At 35.0% G+C, this 21,341-nt stretch carries 26 protein-coding genes, 1 riboswitch and 1 other annotated feature; of the genes, 14 read left to right on the top strand and 12 right to left on the bottom strand.

Going from position 1 to position 21,341, the window contains the following annotated elements:
* The first annotated feature begins 185 nt into the window (after positions 1 to 185).
* Both ACTT1L_RS03425 and ACTT1L_RS03420 read left to right on the top strand, forming a co-directional pair.
* Positions 186 to 536, top strand: a complete 351-nt coding sequence (locus tag ACTT1L_RS03425) for an SH3 domain-containing protein (RefSeq protein ID WP_000875277.1) — start codon at positions 186 to 188, stop codon at positions 534 to 536.
* A 63-nt stretch (positions 537 to 599) separates the two neighbouring features.
* Complete coding sequence (locus ACTT1L_RS03420; protein WP_000797328.1) at positions 600 to 1,397, top strand: glycosyltransferase family 2 protein; 798 nt, start codon at positions 600 to 602, stop codon at positions 1,395 to 1,397.
* On the opposite strand, the gene ACTT1L_RS03415 is transcribed toward ACTT1L_RS03420, so the two are convergent.
* The 5 genes from ACTT1L_RS03415 to ACTT1L_RS03395 all read right to left on the bottom strand — a co-directional run bounded on the left by ACTT1L_RS03415 (position 1,366) and on the right by ACTT1L_RS03395 (position 6,255).
* A complete protein-coding gene (locus tag ACTT1L_RS03415) occupies positions 1,366 to 2,289 on the bottom strand; it encodes an NAD-dependent epimerase/dehydratase family protein (protein ID WP_071743304.1) in 924 nt (307 codons plus the stop codon). The genes ACTT1L_RS03420 and ACTT1L_RS03415 overlap by 32 nt on opposite strands.
* Complete coding sequence (locus ACTT1L_RS03410) at positions 2,286 to 3,509, bottom strand: class I SAM-dependent methyltransferase (protein WP_071743302.1); 1,224 nt, start codon at positions 3,507 to 3,509, stop codon at positions 2,286 to 2,288. The genes ACTT1L_RS03415 and ACTT1L_RS03410 overlap by 4 nt, the downstream gene beginning before the upstream one ends.
* A 12-nt stretch (positions 3,510 to 3,521) precedes the next feature.
* Positions 3,522 to 4,577, bottom strand: a complete 1,056-nt coding sequence (gene rfbG / locus ACTT1L_RS03405; RefSeq protein ID WP_061131015.1) for a CDP-glucose 4,6-dehydratase — start codon at positions 4,575 to 4,577, stop codon at positions 3,522 to 3,524.
* A gap of 1 nt (position 4,578) precedes the next feature.
* Positions 4,579 to 5,346 (bottom strand): glucose-1-phosphate cytidylyltransferase, encoded by a 768-nt coding sequence (rfbF, locus tag ACTT1L_RS03400; protein ID WP_071743301.1) that lies wholly within the window; start codon positions 5,344 to 5,346, stop codon positions 4,579 to 4,581.
* Between the two features lie 114 nt (positions 5,347 to 5,460).
* Positions 5,461 to 6,255: a glycosyltransferase family 2 protein gene (locus ACTT1L_RS03395; RefSeq protein WP_442821797.1), complete on the bottom strand. Its 795-nt coding sequence runs from the start codon at positions 6,253 to 6,255 to the stop codon at positions 5,461 to 5,463.
* A gap of 276 nt (positions 6,256 to 6,531) precedes the next feature.
* Here ACTT1L_RS03395 and ACTT1L_RS03390 point away from each other — a divergent pair, with 276 nt between their 5' ends.
* The 4 genes from ACTT1L_RS03390 (at position 6,532) to ACTT1L_RS03375 (ending at position 9,600) form a co-directional block, all read left to right on the top strand.
* Positions 6,532 to 6,939 carry a MerR family transcriptional regulator gene (locus ACTT1L_RS03390; RefSeq protein ID WP_000285640.1) on the top strand — a complete coding sequence of 136 codons (408 nt, stop codon included), beginning with the start codon at positions 6,532 to 6,534 and terminating at the stop codon, positions 6,937 to 6,939.
* A gap of 119 nt (positions 6,940 to 7,058) precedes the next feature.
* Positions 7,059 to 8,387, top strand: coding sequence for a hemolysin family protein (locus tag ACTT1L_RS03385; RefSeq protein WP_000402268.1), 1,329 nt, complete (start codon positions 7,059 to 7,061; stop codon positions 8,385 to 8,387).
* Positions 8,388 to 8,439: 52 nt separating this feature from the next.
* Positions 8,440 to 8,853, top strand: coding sequence for an ATP synthase subunit I (locus tag ACTT1L_RS03380; protein ID WP_000616837.1), 414 nt, complete (start codon positions 8,440 to 8,442; stop codon positions 8,851 to 8,853).
* Positions 8,854 to 9,051: 198 nt separating this feature from the next.
* Positions 9,052 to 9,600: a DUF2179 domain-containing protein gene (locus ACTT1L_RS03375; protein WP_000938434.1), complete on the top strand. Its 549-nt coding sequence runs from the start codon at positions 9,052 to 9,054 to the stop codon at positions 9,598 to 9,600.
* Positions 9,601 to 9,697: 97 nt separating this feature from the next.
* Here ACTT1L_RS03375 and ACTT1L_RS03370 read toward each other — a convergent pair whose 3' ends face one another.
* From ACTT1L_RS03370 to ACTT1L_RS03360, 3 genes are all read right to left on the bottom strand, one after another.
* Entirely contained in the window at positions 9,698 to 9,937 is a 240-nt protein-coding gene (locus tag ACTT1L_RS03370) for a DUF3923 family protein (RefSeq protein WP_000747691.1), read from the bottom strand.
* A gap of 76 nt (positions 9,938 to 10,013) precedes the next feature.
* Positions 10,014 to 10,391 (bottom strand): hypothetical protein, encoded by a 378-nt coding sequence (locus ACTT1L_RS03365; RefSeq protein WP_000823782.1) that lies wholly within the window; start codon positions 10,389 to 10,391, stop codon positions 10,014 to 10,016.
* A gap of 153 nt (positions 10,392 to 10,544) precedes the next feature.
* The gene (locus tag ACTT1L_RS03360; RefSeq protein WP_442821796.1) at positions 10,545 to 11,744 is read right to left on the bottom strand and encodes an MDR family MFS transporter; all 1,200 of its coding nucleotides are present in this window, start codon (positions 11,742 to 11,744) and stop codon (positions 10,545 to 10,547) included.
* 112 nt (positions 11,745 to 11,856) lie between these two features.
* Between ACTT1L_RS03360 and ACTT1L_RS03355 the strand changes: the two genes are divergently transcribed.
* Together ACTT1L_RS03355 and ACTT1L_RS03350 are read left to right on the top strand one after the other, a co-directional pair.
* A complete protein-coding gene (locus tag ACTT1L_RS03355) occupies positions 11,857 to 12,399 on the top strand; it encodes a CGNR zinc finger domain-containing protein (RefSeq protein WP_000081062.1) in 543 nt (180 codons plus the stop codon).
* Positions 12,400 to 12,440: 41 nt separating this feature from the next.
* Positions 12,441 to 13,196, top strand: coding sequence for a class I SAM-dependent methyltransferase (locus ACTT1L_RS03350; RefSeq protein ID WP_076867575.1), 756 nt, complete (start codon positions 12,441 to 12,443; stop codon positions 13,194 to 13,196).
* A 55-nt stretch (positions 13,197 to 13,251) separates the two neighbouring features.
* Here the strand turns inward: ACTT1L_RS03350 and ACTT1L_RS03345 are convergent, their stop codons facing one another.
* Both ACTT1L_RS03345 and ACTT1L_RS03340 read right to left on the bottom strand, forming a co-directional pair.
* Complete coding sequence (locus ACTT1L_RS03345; protein ID WP_000945244.1) at positions 13,252 to 13,395, bottom strand: hypothetical protein; 144 nt, start codon at positions 13,393 to 13,395, stop codon at positions 13,252 to 13,254.
* A 97-nt stretch (positions 13,396 to 13,492) separates the two neighbouring features.
* Positions 13,493 to 13,635: riboswitch (cyclic di-AMP (ydaO/yuaA leader) on the bottom strand.
* Positions 13,636 to 13,673: 38 nt separating this feature from the next.
* Positions 13,674 to 14,135, bottom strand: a complete 462-nt coding sequence (locus ACTT1L_RS03340) for a GNAT family N-acetyltransferase (RefSeq protein ID WP_061131012.1) — start codon at positions 14,133 to 14,135, stop codon at positions 13,674 to 13,676.
* Between the two features lie 137 nt (positions 14,136 to 14,272).
* Between ACTT1L_RS03340 and ACTT1L_RS03335 the strand changes: the two genes are divergently transcribed.
* Entirely contained in the window at positions 14,273 to 14,521 is a 249-nt protein-coding gene (locus ACTT1L_RS03335) for a GlsB/YeaQ/YmgE family stress response membrane protein (RefSeq protein ID WP_000539718.1), read from the top strand.
* Positions 14,522 to 14,584: 63 nt separating this feature from the next.
* Complete coding sequence (locus ACTT1L_RS03330) at positions 14,585 to 15,706, top strand: AI-2E family transporter (protein ID WP_000416969.1); 1,122 nt, start codon at positions 14,585 to 14,587, stop codon at positions 15,704 to 15,706.
* A gap of 29 nt (positions 15,707 to 15,735) precedes the next feature.
* On the opposite strand, the gene ACTT1L_RS03325 is transcribed toward ACTT1L_RS03330, so the two are convergent.
* Positions 15,736 to 16,893 (bottom strand): 1-deoxy-D-xylulose-5-phosphate reductoisomerase, encoded by a 1,158-nt coding sequence (locus ACTT1L_RS03325; RefSeq protein WP_442821795.1) that lies wholly within the window; start codon positions 16,891 to 16,893, stop codon positions 15,736 to 15,738.
* Between the two features lie 137 nt (positions 16,894 to 17,030).
* Positions 17,031 to 17,236 (top strand) — a binding site (T-box leader).
* A 44-nt stretch (positions 17,237 to 17,280) separates the two neighbouring features.
* On the opposite strand from ACTT1L_RS03325, the gene ACTT1L_RS03320 reads away from it, so the two are divergent.
* The 4 genes from ACTT1L_RS03320 to ACTT1L_RS03305 all read left to right on the top strand — a co-directional run bounded on the left by ACTT1L_RS03320 (position 17,281) and on the right by ACTT1L_RS03305 (position 20,823).
* Complete coding sequence (locus ACTT1L_RS03320; protein WP_071743295.1) at positions 17,281 to 18,279, top strand: tryptophan--tRNA ligase; 999 nt, start codon at positions 17,281 to 17,283, stop codon at positions 18,277 to 18,279.
* Positions 18,280 to 18,452: 173 nt separating this feature from the next.
* Positions 18,453 to 19,016 (top strand): maltose acetyltransferase domain-containing protein, encoded by a 564-nt coding sequence (locus tag ACTT1L_RS03315; protein WP_000845609.1) that lies wholly within the window; start codon positions 18,453 to 18,455, stop codon positions 19,014 to 19,016.
* Between the two features lie 336 nt (positions 19,017 to 19,352).
* Positions 19,353 to 20,381, top strand: coding sequence for an ROK family transcriptional regulator (locus ACTT1L_RS03310; RefSeq protein WP_071743293.1), 1,029 nt, complete (start codon positions 19,353 to 19,355; stop codon positions 20,379 to 20,381).
* A gap of 61 nt (positions 20,382 to 20,442) precedes the next feature.
* Complete coding sequence (locus ACTT1L_RS03305) at positions 20,443 to 20,823, top strand: VOC family protein (RefSeq protein ID WP_061131009.1); 381 nt, start codon at positions 20,443 to 20,445, stop codon at positions 20,821 to 20,823.
* A gap of 59 nt (positions 20,824 to 20,882) precedes the next feature.
* Here ACTT1L_RS03305 and ACTT1L_RS03300 read toward each other — a convergent pair whose 3' ends face one another.
* Positions 20,883 to 21,332 carry an NUDIX hydrolase gene (locus ACTT1L_RS03300; RefSeq protein WP_061131008.1) on the bottom strand — a complete coding sequence of 150 codons (450 nt, stop codon included), beginning with the start codon at positions 21,330 to 21,332 and terminating at the stop codon, positions 20,883 to 20,885.
* Positions 21,333 to 21,341: the final 9 nt, after the last annotated feature.

Below are 21,341 nucleotides of genomic sequence, written 5' to 3'. Positions count from 1 at the left end.
ATTTTTAGGGTATGATGAGTTCCCTAAGACGAGGCATAGTGCACGTGTTATATGAATGCCCGTCTTAGTTTATAGACGGCCTACAGGTTGATCGTTTTCGAATGAAGTGTTGTAGTACATGTGTATTCCTCCTTCTTAAGTTATAATGATATTATAACTTAATTTTCTGATTATTGGAGGTTGTTATGAAATATATCGTTATAAAATCACATGTTAGCAATTATCCTGATCCAATTCGCTTAGAAGAGGGGGATGTAGTGAAAATGATAGAGAGTTACGATGGTCCTGAAAATTGGGAAAACTGGATGTTTTGTCACGAAGAGAAATATGACCGGAAAGGGTGGGTTCCGGAGCAAATTATAATGAAAAATATAACTGATGTAGGAATCATTACGAAACAATATACTGCCAAAGAATTAAATGTAAGTATTGGAGAAAGATTGATTGGGTTAGAAGAATTGAATGGATGGGTTTGGTGTGAAAAAACAGGTGGTGAGGATGGCTGGGTACCAAAGGAAAACTTACAAAAATATTAGTAATACGATTTGGTTATTAATATAGGAAACATATTTTTAGTTTATGAGTATATTGGTTGTAGGATGAAAAATAGATTAATAGAGAAAGAGGAGATTATTATAACTACAACCGTTATTTCTCATTTTTATAACGAAGAGTATTTATTACCGTGGTGGCTTGCTCATCATACGAAACTGTTTGATCATGGTATTTTAATTAATAAAGGCTCAACAGATCGTTCGGTGGAGATTTGTAAGAAATTCGCACCGCATTGGGAAGTGCGAGATTCTGTAAATCCAGAGTTTGATGCATATGCGACGGATCATGAAGTGATGAGGGTAGAACAAGAAATACAAGGATGGAAAATGATTTTAAATACGACTGAGTTTCTTTGTGTGCAAGATAAAAATCAGTTTTGGAAATCACTAAATGAATTGGGAGGGAGGATGTATTGGCTAGAAGGGCTTATTATGGTTGATGATCCTAACTACAGTTATCCGGACCTTAACTTTGGACTCCCTTTAATGAAACAGCGATTTCATGGTTATTTACCAGAAGATTGGCCGTTGTGGAGAAGAGGTAGATTTATTCATAATCATGAACACGGAAGTTATACAGTTGGAAGACATTTATCCGCGCATGAATCTATGATTTATCCCCCTCTTGCTTGTATATTATGGTTTGGATTTAGTCCGTGGAACGATGCGATGAGAAAGAGAAAGTTACAAATTGGTCCGACTCTTTCTGAAGCTAGTAAGCATGGGGGGATGGGTACACACCATATTATTACGCCGGAAAGATTAGAAGAATGGTATAAGGAATTAGCAAGAGGAACGAAGGATTTACGTTTTAGTGATGCGTACCGTTATGTTTTTGTATAAATGATTCCCACCATGAAATTGTTGCTTCGATTCCTGTATTTAGATCGTATGTCGGTTTCCAGTTTACTTCAGTTTTTAAACGTTCTACATTAACGCCGACAAATAAAGGTTCATCTTTAGAGAAAGGTATTGCACCTAGTTTAATTAGATGTTCTTTTCCTATCTTTTTCCCAATGATAGATGCTAATTCTTTAATTTGTACAGATTGACCCGAAGCGATATTGATTGTGTCTGTAACGCCATGTTCTAATACTGTTATGAGAGCATCAGCGACGTCGCTCACATGGAGGAAATCTCTTGATTGTTTTCCATGTGTACATAGTGCTTCCTCGTTTTTTAATAAAGAAGTGATGATGTTAGAAACGAGTCGATTCCCTTGTTCGTGAGGGCCATACATATGAAAAATGCGGCCCCAACACATGCTGAGGCCTGATTGCTCAGCGTACGTTTGGAGCCAGGAGTGTAGTGCATTTTTACATAATGAATACGGGGTTTTATAAGAAAGAAGCGGTGAATCTTCAAATAATACACCGTTAAACCATTCATACTCTGCGCCAGTCCCGGCAACGACGACTCGCTTTCCGCCGCATGTTGTGAAGTGTTGAATCAATGAGATACTAGACGTAAGCCAATAGTAATTATTGATAGATACATAACACGCTGGCGGCACTGCTTCCCAAGCTAAATGAATGAGATGACTAGGCTTCATGTCGTAAATGAGTTTTTTTACTTCTTCATCGCAAAGTAAGTTGACTTTATGCCAATGGCAAGAAAGATGGGAAGGCTTATTTGTATTGTAAGTGGCGTGCACTTCATAGCCCTTTTGAATAAGAGAATGTACAACATATTTACCAATCCATCCGCTACCGCCTGTTACAAGGATTTTTTTCATGGCTCAATTACCTCAACTTCTGGTATTGTTACTAAAAATTTGCCGCCCCACTCACGAATGAAAGAGCATTCTTTCATAATCTCGTCTTTTAAATTCCAAGGAAGTATAAGAATGTAATCAGGTTTTGTACGTTTTATTTCTTCTGGAGATTTTATTGGAATGCGGGTTCCTGGTAGAAGAAGATTTTGTTTATGAGGGTTTTTATCTACTGTATAAGCTAGAAATTCTTTTCCTATCCCGCAATAATTTAAAAGGGTGTTTCCTTTAGCTGGCGCACCGTAACCGATAATTTGTTTGTTTAAAGCTTTCGCTTCGATAAAAAACTGTAAAATATTTATTTTCAATTGTTCGATGCGTTTAGAAAAAAGGAGATAACAATCTAATGTATTTAGCCCGTGATCCACTTCTTTTTGGATTAATTTTGTAACACTAGAATGGATAGTTGATTCGTCGCTATGATGTTTTACAAAAATACGTAAGGAACCACCGTGCGTTGCAAGTTCTTCTACATCGACAATTTGTAAATGATGGTGAGATAAAACTTTTTGCAGGCTTATAAGTGAGAAATAGGAGAAGTGCTCATGGTATATCGTATCAAACTGTTTAAAGGATATGAGGTTTAGTAAGTGAGGGAATTCAATTGTTATCGTGCCATCTTGTTTTAATAACGTTTTTAAACCGGCGACAAAATCATGCAAGTTTGGAACGTGTGCTAATACGTTATTAGCGATGATTAAATCAGCTTGTGGTAATTTTTTTGCTAAGTCGTTGCTGAAAAAATTCACTTCAGTAGGAATTCCTTTTTGGATAGCGATTTCTGCTACATTTTTTGCAGGTTCAATTCCCAATGTTTCGATATTTTCTTTTTGAAAGTATTGTAATAAGTACCCATCGTTACTCGCGATTTCAACCACCTTGGAGTCTTTCTTTAAATAGAAACGCTTAATCGCCATTTCTACATATTGTTTAGCATGCAGTAGCCAGCTTGATGAGTAAGAGCTAAAGTATAAATAGTCATGAAAAATATTGTGCGGAGATTCAAATTCATCTAATTGTACGAGTAAACAAGAGTGACAAACAAATGTGTGCAATGGATAAAATGGTTCCATTTTATATGCGTTTTCTGGAGAAACAAATGAGTTAGCGAGAGGAGAAACACCTAAATCTAAAAAAGTGTTGCTGAGTAATGAGTGGCAAAAACGGCATTTTTTCTGTTCCATTTTATAGCCCCCTTATAAATTTTTGAATGCATCGATTTGTTGTCGCGTGAAAGATTCGATATTTTCACCAGATGCATATTTTTTGTACCAATCAACAGTCCAAGTGATAGCCTTATCTGTTGATAACTTAGGAGTCCAGCCGAGTTTAGTTACTGCTTTTGTACTATCGAGTGTTAAAACAGGCGATTCATAAGGAGTGTTTGTAGAGGGGGAAGTGATCGTTAGTTGTTTATTCCATAATTTTATTACAGATTGAATGACATCATGAACGGTTCTGTTAGGTTCGTTCAACGGGCCGAAATTCCATGCTTCTGCATATGCAGCGTCTGTCCAAAGTTTTTCAGCTAAAAGGATATAGCCGTGTAAAGGATCTAATACGTGTTGCCACGGGCGAATAGCCTTTTTGTTTCTAATCGTTAATGTACCATCTTGTAAATATGCACGAATGACATCTGGGAATAATCGGTCTTCTGCCCAATCCCCACCACCGATGACGTTACCTGCTCTTACTGAGGCGAGTTTCTGAGTATTAGTGTGGAAGAATGATTTTTGATAGGATGTTGCCACTATTTCAGCGCAAGCTTTACTAGCACTATAAGGGTCGATACCTCCTAGCCGGTCAATTTCCACGAATGCCCGGTTACCGCTCCCGTCATTTTCATAACATTTATCACTTGTAACATTAATGATGCCACGTATACTTTCTGTATGTTTTGCAGCTTCCAATACGTGAACAGTGCCTAAAACATTCGTTTTAAATGTTTCGATAGGATCTTTGTATGAAGTGGTGACGATTGGCTGGGCAGCTAAATGAAATAGTATGTCAGGGTTATGATGTTTTAGGGCGTGTAATAAAGAATCGTAATCTGTAATGTCGCCTTTAATTGTTATGCACTCTTTTGCTACGTTACATTGTTCAAAAAGATTAGGAATCGATGGGGGATGAGAAGATAAGCCAACTACTTCTGCACCTAAAGAAGTTAAGAAAAGGGTGAGCCAAGAGCCTTTAAATCCAGTATGTCCCGTAATAAATACTTTTTTCTTATTCCAAAAAGATGAAGAAGCCATATTACCAAACCTTCCACGGAGCGTTATTACTTTCCCATAGCTCGACTAATTTATTTTTATCGCGCAATGTATCCATCGGATGCCAAAAACCAGTATGTTGATATGCTGATAGTTCGTTTTTGTTTACTAACTGAACTAAAGTGTCTGTTTCAAAAACAGACTTATCTCCACTAATGTAATTGAAAACTTCAGGGTTTAAAACGAAAAATCCACCGTTAACCCATCCGCCATCCCCGAGTGGCTTCTCTTGAAAAGATGTTACAGACTGTTTATTTAATATGAGAGAACCGAATCTACCAGGAGGTTGTACGGCGGTAACAGTTGCCATTTTTCCATGTTTTTTATGAAATGCAATAAGTTCTTTTATATTTACGTTGCTTAATCCATCACCATAAGTGAGGCAGAAAGGTTCGTCTCCAACAAAATTTTGAATTCTTTTCACTCGTCCTCCCGTTTCGGTATTTACACCAGTATCGATTAGTGTAACTTTCCACGGTTCTACACGTTGAGAATGGCTAGTAATTGTATTATCGCTTAAATGTATCGTGAAATCTGACATGTGTAAGTTGTAATTTAGAAAGAACTCTTTAATTGCATATCCTTTATAGCCTAAGCAAATAATAAATTCAGTAATACCGTAATGATTATACAAACTCATAATGTGCCATAGAATAGGTTTTGTTCCAATTTCAATCATAGGTTTCGGTTTTAAATGTGTTTCTTCCCCAATCCTTGTCCCGTATCCACCAGCAAGAATAACAGCTTTCATTTTTTCCTCCTAAAATAAAAATTTATAATATATACAGTATTCATATTGTATGCAAATGGTTTTGTTTTTGACTAAGTGCGTAAAAATGTGTGGAAAATGATGGTGTGAGAAATATTAAGGTTTAAATTTAGGGAATAATTGTTGATATTCAGGGTGGTTACGAAGATCTTGGGTTATGCTACTAAGCTCTAAAAATCGAGTTTCGAGTTGCTCAGGGGACTGACCATAATGTGTTTGAAGTCCCATTCGAACGCCCTTTTTTGAAAGGGTGGGTGTAATTTGTAATTTTCTTGCCTTTGTATGTTCGTTCCAAGGACTAAAGTAAAATTTAACAATGAATGAAGGGGAGTTATAAACGACATGTTGATGCCGCGTAAAATGTCTGCCTGGTAAATATGCACCATCAAGATGGTTGTGTATAAATCTCCAGGCACAGCCGATTTCTGGGTTATAAGGAAAAAGCCCATGATATCGTTGTTCTACTAAAGGAATGGAATATCTTAGTTTTGAATAATTGTAATCATGCTTATCAATCATGACAATCATTCTAATCGCATACATATTTTGATCTAACGTATGAAGTGATGAGAAAAATTCTTCTACATTGTTACAGCAAAGAAATTCTGTAGTATTTAATACCATCTTCCAACCTGAAACTTCTCTTTCAATTTCCATTACCTCAATATCAGTATTAGTGGGATCGAATTCAAGGAATCTTGAATCTCGTACTTCCCAGTGGGGAGCAAATAATTTACAAATTTCAACGGAACGATCTGTAGAACCTCTATTAATTAATATACCGTGATCAAATATTTTTGTATGATGCATAAGCCACCATGGTAATAAATACTCCTCGTTATAAAAGTGAGAGATAATAGTTTTAGTAATTTCAATCTCCTCCAATAGCATGAATAATAATTTTAATTAAATATTATTATCATATGTTTTGTATTAAAAAAGGTTGAAAGGAATATGCGATTCTATGATGATATTTTCATAGTAATGTAGTATGGGAAATGTAATTCGATTATAAGAATTAAGTAATGTATTGTTAATTTACAAAATGATAAAATGGTAAGTGGAATTGTGTATAAATTATGAATAATAAACCGTCACGTTTGACTGTACAGTTTATGTATTGTATGATGTTAGTAATATAAACAAGGGGGGAAGATCGTTGGGAAGGTGTATCGAATCGGACAGTTGGCTCTCATGGCTCACGTGTCGAAACGAACGATTGATTATTATACGAATCTAGGTATCTTAAAAGCGGAGCGATCTCAATCTAATTATCGCTATTACGACGAAACAGCATTTGAGACATTACAATTTATTGAGAAGTGCAAAGAAATGCATATGCCGCTTTGTGAGATTAAAGAGAAAATCGAGGAGAAGAAGAAGCTGCTCGGTATCAATGAACACGTTTCGAAACAAGTGAATGAAGTGACAGACCATATTCATCGATTAGAAGTAGAGCTAACGGAATTAAAGCCGCTTTTAGATGGATTGACTGATTCACAACGTGAAAAAATATCGAAATCTTTATCTGGTCAAACGACAGCTTTAATACAGACACTTGCTCTATTATTATAGAACAAGTGAAATCCGACCTCTTTAATTTTTGTATCGGGCTATGTTTTCTAAGAAAGAAATAAGAAAACATTATAGTATACAGGAGGTGGACACCTTAGTTTTTTAACTAAGGGGATTCATTGGAAATATTTAATTTAGTCATGGTTGCGATTTTAATCGCATTTACTGGATTTTTCGTAGCAGCTGAGTTTGCGATTGTAAAAGTACGTTCAAGTCGTATTGATCAGCTTGTTGCAGAAGGAAAACGCGGTGCTTTAGCAGCGAAAAAAGTAACAACAAATTTAGATGAATATTTATCTGCTTGTCAATTAGGTATTACAGTTACAGCTATGGGATTAGGTTGGTTAGGTGAACCGACAATTGAAAAGTTATTACACCCGTTATTTGAGAAATGGAACTTAAACCCTTCTATTTCATCAGTATTAACATTTGGTCTTGCTTTTATGATTATGACGTATTTACACGTTGTAGTAGGAGAATTAGCTCCGAAAACGATGGCAATTCAAAAGGCTGAAAAGGTAACGTTATTATTGGCAGGTCCATTAATGATGTTCTATAAAGTAATGTATCCATTTATTTGGGTATTGAACGGTTCAGCTCGTGTTGTAACTGGCTTATTCGGTTTAAAACCAGCTTCAGAACATGAAGTAGCTCATACAGAGGAAGAATTACGCCTTATCCTTTCAGATAGCTATGAAAGTGGCGAAATTAATCAAGCTGAATACAAGTATGTAAATAACATTTTTGAATTTGATAATCGTATTGCAAAAGAAATTATGGTACCGCGAACAGAAATCGTTGGTTTCTACCTGGAAGATTCAGTAGAAGAACACATGAAAGTAATCCAAAATGAGCGATACACACGTTATCCGATTTTTGGAGAAGATAAAGATGATATTATCGGTATGGTCAACGTAAAAGATTTCTTTATTCGATATATGACCGAGGATCAAAAAGATTTATCATCCATTCGCTCGTATATGCGTCCGATTATTGAAGTGATGGAAACGACTCCAATTCACGATTTATTACTTCAAATGCAGAAGAAGCGAATTCCGATGGCTGTTTTATATGATGAGTACGGAGGAACAGCTGGAATTGTAACGCTTGAGGACATTTTGGAGGAAATCGTCGGCGAAATTCGTGACGAATATGATGAAGATGAAGCACCACCAATTCAACATGTGAACGAGCAACATATCATTGTTGATGGAAAAGTGCTTATCTCAGAAGTGAAAGATTTATTTGGATTACACATTGAAGAAGATGATGTGGATACAATCGGTGGATGGATTATGATGCAAAATCATGAAATCGAAGAAGGACAACACGTTGAGGCGGAAGGTTATGAATTTAAAGTGTTAGAAAAAGACGCTTACCAAATTAAACGTGTTGAAATTCGTAAGATGGAACAAGAACAAGAAGAAGAGAAAGCAGCAACTGTGTAAGTTGCTGCTTTTCTTCTAAAGTATAAAAAATGAGAAATTAGGAGCGGATATTTTGATTCAAGTAGCCTTACGTGTATATCGATTACAATTGTATGTGATCTTTAGTGGTTTACTACTTATGTGGACGATTACTCCGTTTGGAAAACAAGTAACAGGGTTTGGGATCGGATTAGCTGTAAGTGCATATTGCCTTTGGTTATTAGCTCGCAGAGTGGAGAAACTTGGGAAAAGTATTGTAATGAAGGAAAAGGCTCCAGGGTTAGGAGTTTTAAACCGATTTGCAGCGGCCATTTTAGGAGCTATTATCATGTATGAAATTGAGCATGAAATGGAAATGTGGGCATTTGGTACAGGCATTTTAGGTGGTCACTTTTTAATGATTGCGAATTTAGCTTATGCAAATATGCAGGTAGTGAAAGAAGAAGAGAAGAAAAGGGAACATGCTTCGAAAAACATAGAGCTATGATGAGAGGGACCTAATGGGGTTCCTTTTTTAGTTTAGCGATATGATACAAGTAATTAAATTAACGACAAATATAATACGCTTCTTTTTTGCGTTTTTCAATAGTATGAAAAATAATAAAAAAAAATTTAAAAACCCATCGATTTCTAAAGGTTATGTATGTTATCATGACAAAAGACTTTTTGAAAGAGGTGGATACCAATGTTACAAGCGCTACTTATTTTTGTGCTTCAAATTATTTACGTTCCCATTTTAACAATCCGTACGATTTTGCTTGTAAAGAATCAAACAAGATCCGCTGCTGCTGTTGGATTGTTAGAAGGAGCTATTTACATTGTCAGTTTAGGTATTGTGTTTCAAGATTTATCAAATTGGATGAACATCGTTGCCTATGTCATTGGCTTTAGTGCGGGACTGTTATTAGGCGGTTATATAGAGAATAAATTAGCAATTGGTTATATTACGTATCAAGTTAGTTTACTAGACCGTTGTAATGAATTAGTAGATGAGTTACGTCACTCTGGATTTGGCGTTACAGTATTTGAAGGTGAAGGTATTAATTCGATACGTTATCGCTTAGATATCGTTGCAAAACGTTCTAGAGAAAAAGAACTATTAGAAATCATTAATGAAATTGCACCGAAAGCGTTTATGTCTTCTTATGAAATTCGTTCATTTAAAGGCGGATATTTAACGAAGGCGATGAAGAAAAGAGCGTTAATGAAGAAGAAAGATCATCATGCGTCGTAAAGAAAAGGGAGTAGTGCCGTTTTAAAAGTTCCCATATGTAAAAGAGAGGAATCTACATTAAAATAGATTCCTCTCTTTTTTATTGTTAATTGAAAAACTAAATCGTATAATTATTTTTTTTACTCATCCTCAAATTAATGATTAGCCATATAACTTGAAAAAATACAGGTATGATAAACGCGATTAATATAACGATAAGTGATATGGATTTAATTTCGGGTGTTTGAATGACACCAGCACCATCAACATCTCGTAGCCAAATAATAGCTGCCCATATTCCAAAAACGATAATCCAAAATAGGTTACCAATCCACCAAGAAATCCATCGTTTTTTCATGTTAGCACCCCTTACATGTATCTACTGTTAAAAGTATATTTTCGTTCATTACATTTATAATGAAACAACTTTAAAATTAGTTTTTAACTGTATATCTAACTTGTTTGAAGGTGACTATTTCTCCATCATCATTATTATCTTTCGTTTGCAAAAGTTGAACTTTTGGTTTGTAGTCTGTCCGATGAGCGTGTTCGATATCTTTAATGTTAAGCTTGTAAGATTCACCATTCTTTAGCTTTTGTTCCAACACTTTTTTATTAGCAACATAAATAAAAGTCACTTTATTTTCATCAATACCTTCAGTCTTAATTTCTAATTCATTATCTTTTGTTGTAATCGTTGGTGTTAATAGTTCCATACTGGCGTTTCCGGTTTCTAAAGAATTTTCTGCTATAGTTGAACATCCTGATAGTATGATTCCGGTGAATAGAAGAACAAGTAATTTCCTTTTCATAACATTCCTCCGATTCTATGTGATTTCTGATTTTGGCATTGTTAGATTGCTAGTGTTTTATGTAAACGTTTAGTGAGCATTCTTTTTGATTATACCATAATATGTAAAATGATGCAGGCTGTATATCCAATTTAAAGGAGATTGAAAGTTTACTTATTGCTGTAAATTAGTATTTTTACAGTAGTCATATATCTTCTTTAGGAAATCCTTTTTCGTATTTAAAATATGTAATGAAATAAAACCAATAAGTCCTATTCCGCCAAAAATAAGCCATGGTGTATACACTCCGCTTAACTTGGATGTAAAAGATGTACCAGTATAATTACCGATGATAAAACCAAATGCGAGTGATAGTTGATAAAATCCAAAGAAAGTGGCTGTATATGATTCATTACTGTAATTTGCAATAGCGATATCAGCGTTAGGTAATACGAGTGTTTCACCGATTGTAAATAAAATTACACAAATAAAGAGCCAATATGGGTGTTGAAATAAAGGAATGAGTAAAAAGGAAATACTCATTAATAAAACACCGTATTTAATAATCGAAAGTGTGTTGTATTTGTGGAATAATTTTCGGAATAATACCATAAATATGACGCCTGTTATTGCATTTATCGTAATAACGAGTGTAGCAAGTTGATTGCTATTACTAATGTTTTTCATATGAAGTGGAAGTGCGACAGTAAGCTGAGTAAACATAATATAGAAGAAGATCATGATAAAGGAAAACAGAAGAAAAGACTTGTTTTGTAAGATGGCCTGTATTCCTAATGTAATAGACGTGTTTTCAGTAGTGACTTGGAAGTGATTTTTAAGTAAGTAAAAGATTAAAGCAAATATCAGCATAAGAGATCCTGTTAGAGAGAAAGCATAGATTGGATCGAGTAAGAGTAAAAACCCTCCTGCAATTGGTCCGATTATTGCACCGCAATTAAAGCTAAGGTTTAAATATGTAAATAAATTTTTTCTCAAATGAGCTGGCTGTGAGCCAAATATAGCGCGAGCGGCAGGTTCGTAAAATGCAGTTCCGAAGCCAATAAGTGCAGAAGAAATAGAAATTGTATAGAAATCAGAGCATATTCCTAAAGCGATAAATCCGATTCCTCTCAAAAATAATCCGGCTATCATCATAATGATATAGCCTATTTTGTCAGCAATTAATCCTGAGAATAAAGGGATAACTCGTGATGTAATTATTATAACCGTCAACACTGTTCCTACTTGAAAAGCTGAAAAATGGAGAAAGGTTAATAGATAAATAGCTAAAAATGCGTATACTGCAAAATAACCAAAAGACATAAAAAATGAAGAAATAAGCATGAAACGTATCGGTGTTGAGAAACTTTTCATAGAACTCCTCCTAATATTGTAACCAGTAAATTTCTTTAGTGGTTAACTATTTTATATTATAATTATACATAAAGTCAGAAAAAAGTAAATTTTAAGAAGAAGGTGAATAGAGTTGAGTCAAAACGCACCAAACGAATTAGAGTATATTCGAGAATTTTTAAATACATGGAGAATACCAAACGATACGAGAGAGCCAATTGATTTGCTGCAAACAGAAGAGGATATAAAGAAATTTATGAAAGAATCTTTTCATGAAGAGCTTCTATTTCATACGATAGAGGAATTAAAAAGTTTTCGAGAAGATATTCGGGCGGCAATTGAAGGTGAAGGATCATTGCAAAAATGGTTAGAGAAATACCCATTTCATGTACATATAAAGGAAGATATGAAAGGTATTACATATGAACCAGTATACGAAGAGAATGTGTATACAAAAATATTAAGCATTGTGTTTATCTCGATTCAAGAAAATTTGTGGGGAAGGTTAAAAGCATGTCCAGATTGCCGTTGGGTATTTTACGATCATTCGCGAAATGGAAGCAAAAGATGGTGCGGTATGTATGCTGGTGAAGAAGGAGGCAGAGCATGCGGTACAATTGCAAAAGTGAAAAATTACCGCGCGAAGAGAAAAGGAAGAACGGGTTATAATGTGTAATTACTATTAGGGGAAGAAAAATGGATGGGGGAATGTAGCATATGAAAGGTACACAAATGATAGCATTAAATAAAAAGTGTTGGGATACAGTTGCACCTTATTTCTTTCAAGTAGATTGTTTGCCGAAATATGGTCCGTATACAGCATCTGAAGAGGAGATTCATTTGTTCGATTCAATTAGAAATAAAAAGGTTCTTGATATTGGATGTGGAAGTGGGCATTCGTTGCAATATATGGCGGAACATGGCGCAGAAGAATTGTGGGGACTTGATCTTTCGAGCACACAAATTGAAACGGCACATAAAACGTTACAGTCGTGGAATCCGAAGTTAATATGTGGAGCAATGGAAGAGGAAGTGGATATTCCGAAAGGGTATTTTGATATTGTATATTCCATTTATGCATTAGGTTGGACTTCAGATTTAAGAAAAACGTTGGAACTAATATATTCATATGTAAAGCCAGGAGGAAGCTTTATTTTTAGCTGGGAGCATCCCGTATATTCAAACTTAATGTATGGAACAGAGGAGATTGCTTTCAGCTCGTCTTATCATGAAGAAACTCCTATTACGTTTGAAACATTTAAGGGGGAGGATGTACAAGCGACATTATATAAGAGAAAAATAAGTACGTACATAAATGAGTTAAATAGAGCAGGATTTACAATTGAGAGAATAGAAGAGCCTGAACCATCGAGCTTGTTTGATGAAGAACTAGCTGAGCCGTCTACGAAATATTATTCTTTATATAAAGCTAGAATGGTGCCGACTACTTTTATTATTAAGGCGAGAAAATGAAAAATACAGCGTACACTGAAAAAAGCGTACGCTGTATTTTATTAAAGGTTAGTACTTATCTCTTCGGTTGAAAAATATGTTGAAAGAAGTATTTGTGATGTAAGTTATCTACAATTTTATTTGCTTGGTATGTGCGATGTTGTTCGAGTCGAAGTCTTTGCTCCATCATTTTGATTGCGTGATCAGATAAACGTAACATAGCGCATGTCTCCTTTTCTATAAATATAGGTGTCTATTTGGTATCGATCCCATATTTATAATTAAGGAGGCAAAATGTGTAACATAGGCAAAAAGCACCTTCCTCTCCCATTACGCTTACGAGGTTAGCTGTCGGACTCGGGAAGTGAGAGTTTCCCTACTTAAATAAGATTCGCCCCAAGTAGCATAGCTACAAAAATGGTTCCCCCGCTCCAAATTTTGGACTCAGCAAAAGGTTTTATAAAGTAAAAGATAACACAAATAATCAGGTTAGTCAAACTATTTATTGTTTTCTGTCTTTTTTAACGAGGTTAAAATCACACCATCAGGCAATACGATATTTTGTACTTCGATAAAGCCATGTTTTTTATATAAAGACAAAGCAGGTGTATTTTCTTTCCCTGTTTGTACAATATATGTTTTGGAAGGGGAGAACATGTCAAATACATAAAGTAGTAGTTTTGTTGCAATCCCTTTATGAAAATGATCAGGGGATACTACTAAACGATGAATATCCACTTCTTCTTCATCTATTTTAAAAGAAATAAAACCAGCAAGTGTATCTTCAAAAAAATAGCCGTAAAAAATTTCATCACAAGATTGAATATCGGCTACAGTATCATAAAGTCGAGGGATAGCTGTACTATTTATATATTTCGCCTCAATTTCATAAGCGGGTATTTGAATGCTTAAAATAGAAGTTGCAGTTTTGTGAGAAGTTGTTATTAATTTTTGAATCATAGAATAGAAACCTCCTTGTTGGCTGTATTTTCATAGATTTGACAAGATTTTTCTTTTTTGGATATAATAATTACATAGTTACACAATAAGTTAGTAGCTAAATTGAATTACACTATAATAGAAATGGAGGACTAAAGATGGGGTGGATTATCACATTAATAGTTGGTGCTATTATAGGTGCAATTGCAGGTTCTATTACAGGTAAAGACTTTCCTGCTGGCATGTTTGGAAATATAATTGCTGGTTTATTAGGAGCTTGGTTAGGCGGTAAATTATTTGGAGATTGGGGTCCATCACTAGGTGGTATTCATATTGTACCAGCTTTATTAGGATCAATTGTTCTCGTTCTTATTGTATCATTTGTAGTGAAATCTGCAAGGAAATAAAGAGTTATATTATGATAAAAAGCCCTATATAAGGGCTTTTCATCATTCGAAGAGGTGGTTTTATTGGAGAAAGTAAGTTTAAGAAAACGAGATAAGTTGAAAAAATTTTTTAGAGAACACAATTATTTAGCAGTGTTACTTGGGTTTGCACTATTGTTCATTAATATTTTATTACTAACAAAAATATCATTTGTTTTTACGCCGTTTATCGTCTTTTTAAAAACAATTTTCTTCCCAGTATTATTAGCGGGCGTACTATTTTACATTTTGCATCCATTCGTTTCGCTTTTAGAAAAGAAAGGTGTTTCAAGAATCGTATCAATAGCCTCGATATACTTAATCGTAATTGGATTATTTGTGTTTTTAGTTTTAACGGTTATTCCAATTATTAAAGATCAAATTGATGCATTAATAGATAACTTACCGTATTTCGGTCATGAAATTGAACGAGCAGCACGTAGATTTGGGGAAAGTAATTTACTAGGAAAAATTCAGGAGAATTTAAATATTGATGTAGCGAGTATGGTAAAGGACTATACAGTTGATTTTACGAAATCTTTATCATCAGTAACAGGAAATGTAACTGGATTTTTAAGTACTATTACAGAGGTCGTTTTAACGTTTGTAATGGTTCCGTTTATATTGTTCTATCTTTTAAAAGATGGTGAGCAATTACCAAATCACTTTTTAAAGTTTATTTCAGAACAAAGACGACCAGCAGCGATGAGAATACTAGACGATATGCATTATGCGATTAGCTCGTATATTAGAGGACAAATTATCGTTAGCTTATTTATCGGTATTATGCTATTAATTGGTTACCTTATTATCGGTATTAAATATGCAGTACTACTCGCTATTTTAGCGATGATTGTAAATATCGTTCCGTACGTAGGACCAATTATCGCAATTACACCAGCGTTAATTATTGCGTTTATTGATTCGCCGGGGATGGTTTTAAAGGTAATTATTGTAATGATGGTTGTACAATTAGCAGAAGGTAAATTTATTTCTCCGCAAGTCATGGGGAAAAAGCTAGATATTCACCCGATTACTATCATTTTTATTATTTTAACTGCCGGAAATTTATTTGGAATTATGGGGATTATTTTAGCAATTCCAGGGTATGCGATATTAAAGGTGTTGGTAACGCATGGTTATCGATTTGTTAAGTTGAATACGTAGGAAAAAGAGCTAAAACAGTATTATCTGTTTTAGCTCTTTTTTATTAACAATTGATGTGCATATTGGCGTGCCCATTGATCCGCTTCTAATATAGCATCTAGTGAAGGATTTTTTACGTTATGATGGGCTTCAACTGTTTTGTAAATTGTTTTTTCAATATCGAAAAAGGCAATTTCATTTTTTAAGAATAGTGCATTCGCAATTTCATTTGCTGCGTTTAATACAGCAGGAGTAGTACCACCAATTTTGCCACATTCATATGCGTATTGTAGACAAGGGAACTTCTCTAAATCTGGTTTTTCAAAATGTAAACTACCGATTTCTAATAAATTTAATTTTTCATAGGAAGAAGGTAGCCGAGTAGGGTAGTGAAACGCATATTGAATCGGCATTCTCATATCAGGAGCACCGAGCTGCGCTATAACTGATCCATCAATAAACTCTACTAAAGAATGAATAATACTTTCTTTATGAATCATTACATCAATTTTTTCATAAGGAATATCAAATAGCCATCTTGCTTCCATTACTTCGAATCCTTTATTCATTAATGTGGCAGAATCAATCGTTAATTTTGCCCCCATTAACCAGTTTGGGTGCTTTAAAGCATCTTTTGCTTGTAGAGTTTTCATTTCTTCACGTGTTTTATCACGGAATGCACCGCCAGAAGCTGTAACGATTAATTTGTCAATTTCTTTATTATTTTCTCCGTTTAAACATTGGAAAATAGCTGAATGTTCGCTATCGACTGGAATTAAACGACATCCGTTTTGTTTGGCCAGTTCAGTTACAATATGACCAGCTGCAACTAACGTTTCTTTATTAGCGATGGCAATATCTTTCTTCGCTTTTAATGCTTCAATTGTTGGGAGTAATCCTGAAACACCAACGACGGAACTTAATACAAGATTTGAATCAGGGTGAGTAGCTACCGTAATTAAGCCATCTGTTCCGTATGTAATTTTTACGTTGGTTGAAATACGCGTACGAAGCGTGTCTGCTAATTCTTTTGTCGCGACGCTTACAATGCGAGGTTGAAACCTTTTGATTTGTTGCTCAAGAAGCTCGATATTATAATTTGCGGTTAAACCGACGATTTTAAAATATTCGGGATGAGCTGAAACGACATCTAATGCAGATGTGCCGATAGATCCTGTTGAACCTAAAATGGATATATATTTTACCATGAAAAAACCTCCAAAGTTGTTTCGAGTATTTCTGCAAACCTATATAATATTAGGCAATTGAAGTGGAAATTCCTGCTATATAAAATAGAAAATTTTGGTTTGTTTAGAGGTGAAATGTGATAAACTGTAAAAAATAACGAAAAGCGATGAAAGAGAAGAGTACATATTCGAAACTTTTCAGAGAGCTGATATGTGGTGGAAATCAGTAAGGGATGAATATGGAATGGGCTCTGGAGCTTCTAACTGAAATGAGTAGGTAAAGACGGTTGCTTCACGTTAAGAAGTTGAAGTGAGCTAACAATAGCTAATTAAGGTGGTACCGCGGGAGTCTCTCGTCCTTTTTTAAGGATGAGGGGCTCTTTTTATTTTGAGAAAGGAGGAGTTAGGATGAGTGAGAAAATAATGTTAACAGGAATTAAACCGACAGGTTATCCGCATTTAGGAAATTATATTGGTGCAATTAAACCTGCGTTGCAAATGTCAAAGAAGAATGAAGGGAAAGCATTGTATTTTATAGCAGATTATCACGCGTTAAATGCTGTGCATGATCCGAGCCAGTTTAGTAGTTATACGAAAGAGGTAGCAGCTACTTGGTTATCGCTTGGACTTGGAGAAGATGTTATTTTTTATAGGCAAACAGAAGTGCCGGAGATTCTAGAATTAGCTTGGATATTAGCTTGCCTAACTCCGAAAGGGCTTATGAACCGTGCTCATGCGTATAAAGCGAAAGTAGAGCAAAATAAAGAAGCGGGTTTAGAGGTCGATGCAGGAGTGAATATGGGATTATATACGTATCCGATTTTAATGGCAGCCGACATATTACTATTCCAGGCTACGCATGTACCCGTTGGAAAAGATCAAATTCAGCATATCGAAATTGCGCGTGATATTGCGACGTATTTTAATCATACTTTTGGCACGACATTTACACTTCCGGAGTATGTCATACAAGAAGAGGGTGCAATATTACCAGGGCTTGATGGAAGAAAGATGAGTAAAAGTTACGGGAATGTGATCCCGTTATTCGCGGAGCAAGAAAAACTACGAAAGTTAATATTTAAAATCAAAACAGATTCTTCACTTCCAAATGAACCGAAAGAACTAGAAACGTTATTTACAATTTATAAAGAATTTGCAACGGAAGATGAAATGCAGTCAATGCGTGAAAAATATGAAACTGGCATTGGATGGGGCGATGTGAAAAAAGAGTTGTTTCGCGTTGTAGACCGTGAATTAGCTGGGCCACGTGAGAAATATGCTATGTATATGAATGAACCGAATTTATTATATGAAGCGTTGGAAAAAGGTGCTGAGCGGGCGCGGACTATTGCGAAGGTAAATTTAACAGAAATTAAGAAACGGATTGGATTTGAGAGGGAGCACTGAGCGTTCCCTCTTTTTCTCTATAACTTATTCGTCATATCGATGAGTAAAGCAAGGAGTTCGCATATTCTTTTGAAACTTATTAGTTGCATATATTAAAAAGTATGCTACTATAGGGTTGCTTATTAAACATGTTTAATAAGTAGGGTTCATTTGATTACGAAGGAGATGATTCTATGAAAACAGAAAAAGAAAAGATGTTAGCGGGAGAAATGTATATTGCAGATGACGAAGAATTAGTGGCTGATAGGGTGGAGGCAAAACGTTTAACACGCCTTTATAACGAGGCGATGGAGACAGGAGATGAGAGACGTTTTACATTATTAAATCAGCTTTTAGGTTCTTCAGCTGACGGGGCATCACATATTAAACCTACTTTTCGTTGTGATTATGGTTACAATATCCATATTGGAAAGAATTTTTTCTCCAATTTCAATTGTGTGATTTTAGACGTTTGTGAAGTGCGAATTGGGGATAATTGTATGTTTGCACCTGGTGTTCACATTTATACTGCTACTCATCCTTTACACCCGGTAGAGCGGAATTCTGGTAAAGAATATGGAAAGCCTGTAAAGATTGGTAACAATGTTTGGGTAGGCGGGGGAGCTATTATTAACCCTGGTATTTCAATTGGAGATAACGCTGTAATTGCTTCAGGGGCAGTTGTGACAAAAGATGTACCCAATAATGTAGTAGTTGGTGGTAACCCAGCTAAAGTTATTAAAACGATAGACTTATAGAAATCGTTTTTTATGAGTGCATGAATAAACAGATGTTGTATCGTATAGAAAATGTGAAAGATGTTTCATATAAAGAAAAATAGTGCGGAAAATCGTACGAAGACATTACTTACTTCTTGAAACGCTCTTTTTCTTATTTGTTTTGCTGGTTTTCTCGTTTGCCGTAAGTTTCTATCATAGGTTATACACAATTTTTAAGTATACTAGGGGAAGCATTCGGAATACTGCTAGTAGAAATATATCATCTTTATTGCTTTAGAAAATGATGTATGATATATTGTCAACGCAACTTATTAAAAAAGTTTAATAAGTATGTTGATTAAGGTGGTGAGCGATTTGAGTAAACAGTTTGTTACTCAAAAATCGATTAAAGAGACAATCCTTCGCGGCATTCGTAAAGTTCTTTTAGAGCGAGGTAGTGCAACGAAAGTTGAGCTTAGTAATACATTAGAAATTAGTTTTCCAACGATAAGTAAATTTATAGAAAAAATGAAACAAGACGGTGAAGTCACTTTAGCTGGTTTAGATGATTCAAGTGGTGGAAGAAGAGCGAAACGATATGAATATAATCCAGAATATATGTTAGGTTTAGCGATATTTTTAGAAAAAAATGAAACAAACTATACAATTTTTAACTGTTTAGGGGAAGTAAAAGAACAGGGGAGTACTTCAAGTATGTTAATTGATACGGGCGTAAATCTATTATCTAAACATATTGAAGGTCTTATCGCTACATTCCCGAAAATAAGCTCTATATCAATTGGTGTGCCTGGTTCGGTTGATAATGGTCGTATTTTTTATATTCCTGGATATGAAAAGTTCCAAAATTTTAATTTGAAAAGTCATTTGGAGGAACAGTTTTCTATACCAGTAGTAATAGAAAACGATATGAATGCTGCTGTGCTTGGTTATTATAAAAACACTGGAAACTATGACAATTCCTCTCTTGTATATTTGTATTCCGGTCAAAATGGTCCAGGTGCAGGTATTATGGTAAATGGAGATGTCGTACGCGGAAGCACATTTTTCTCAGGAGAGATATCTTTCGTCCCGCAGTATAATAATAAAAATTTCTTGCAAGCTTTGAGAAGTGAAGATCCGAATAATCCAGAGGAATATAATATAGATGCTATTACTCGTTTAATCGCTACATGTATAGCTATTATTAACCCGCATGCCTTTATCTTCTGTGATGATGAAGTGAATCAATTTGTAATAGATCAAATTGTAAAAACTTGTCCGCAGTACATCCCGGCGGAACATATTCCGAAAATAACAGTGAGTAATTGGAAAGAAGATTATTTATATGGATTAAAAAGTCTAGGACTTGATCTTATGATTACGAGAACGAATAAAGAAAATTAAATGTCCTGGCAATGAAGCATCCAATTGCCAGTTGAATAACATAAAAGAAAAGGTGTCGATTATGAAAATTGAACATGTAGCAATTTGGGTGAATGATTTAGTAGGAATGCGTGATTTTTATAAACAATATTTTAATGGTGAAGAAAATAGCTTATATGATAATCCGAAAAAGCAATTTAAATCTTATTTTATAACTTTTGAAGGTGGTGCGCGTCTAGAACTTATGAAGCGGGTAGGGATAGAGGATGCATTACAAACAGAAACAATAGGATATGCACATATTGCTTTTTCTGTAGGTAGTAAAGAAAAGGTGAACGAATTAACGAATACATTAAGAGAAGCAGGGTACCCTGTGTTAAACGGCCCACGAACTACAGGGGATGGTTACTATGAAAGTGTAGTAAGTGATCCTGAAGGAAATCAGATTGAGATAACGATCTAACATGAACAACCTCATTTCGCATTATCATGACGGGAGATGAGGCTGTTTTATTTTTATCTTTAATTGGAGTGATGAAAATCGCGAAGAATCCCCTCAATAACTGGATGAAGAGTACTAGGTAATTCATCAAGCGGAAAGAAACGTAATTCTTTTGATTCTGTTTGATCACATACAAGCTCACCGTGGAATTCGCGGCAAATATAAACAACGAGTACACCGTGTACTTGATCGCCGTTTGGATAGATTTGAAAGTAATCTGGTCCAGAGTATGTACGGAATAGTTCTGGATTTTTAATAATAAGTCCAGTTTCTTCATATACTTCTCGCTTTAAAGCGTCTTCTAATGTTTCGTTATATTCTAAAGCGCCGCCAATAATGCCCCAGCGGTTAAAGTCTGTGCGGAGCTGCAGCAATATTTCATTGTTTTCATTTACTATAATGGCGTGTGATCCTATTAAAATCAGTGGCTGATTTCCTACTAAATTTCTCATATCTTCAATATAACCCATAGTTATTCT

This window comes from Bacillus sp. FH, assembly GCF_052216825.1.
Lineage (GTDB): Bacteria > Bacillota > Bacilli > Bacillales > Bacillaceae_G > Bacillus_A > Bacillus_A paranthracis.
This window is presented reverse-complemented; position numbering and strand designations above follow the sequence as displayed.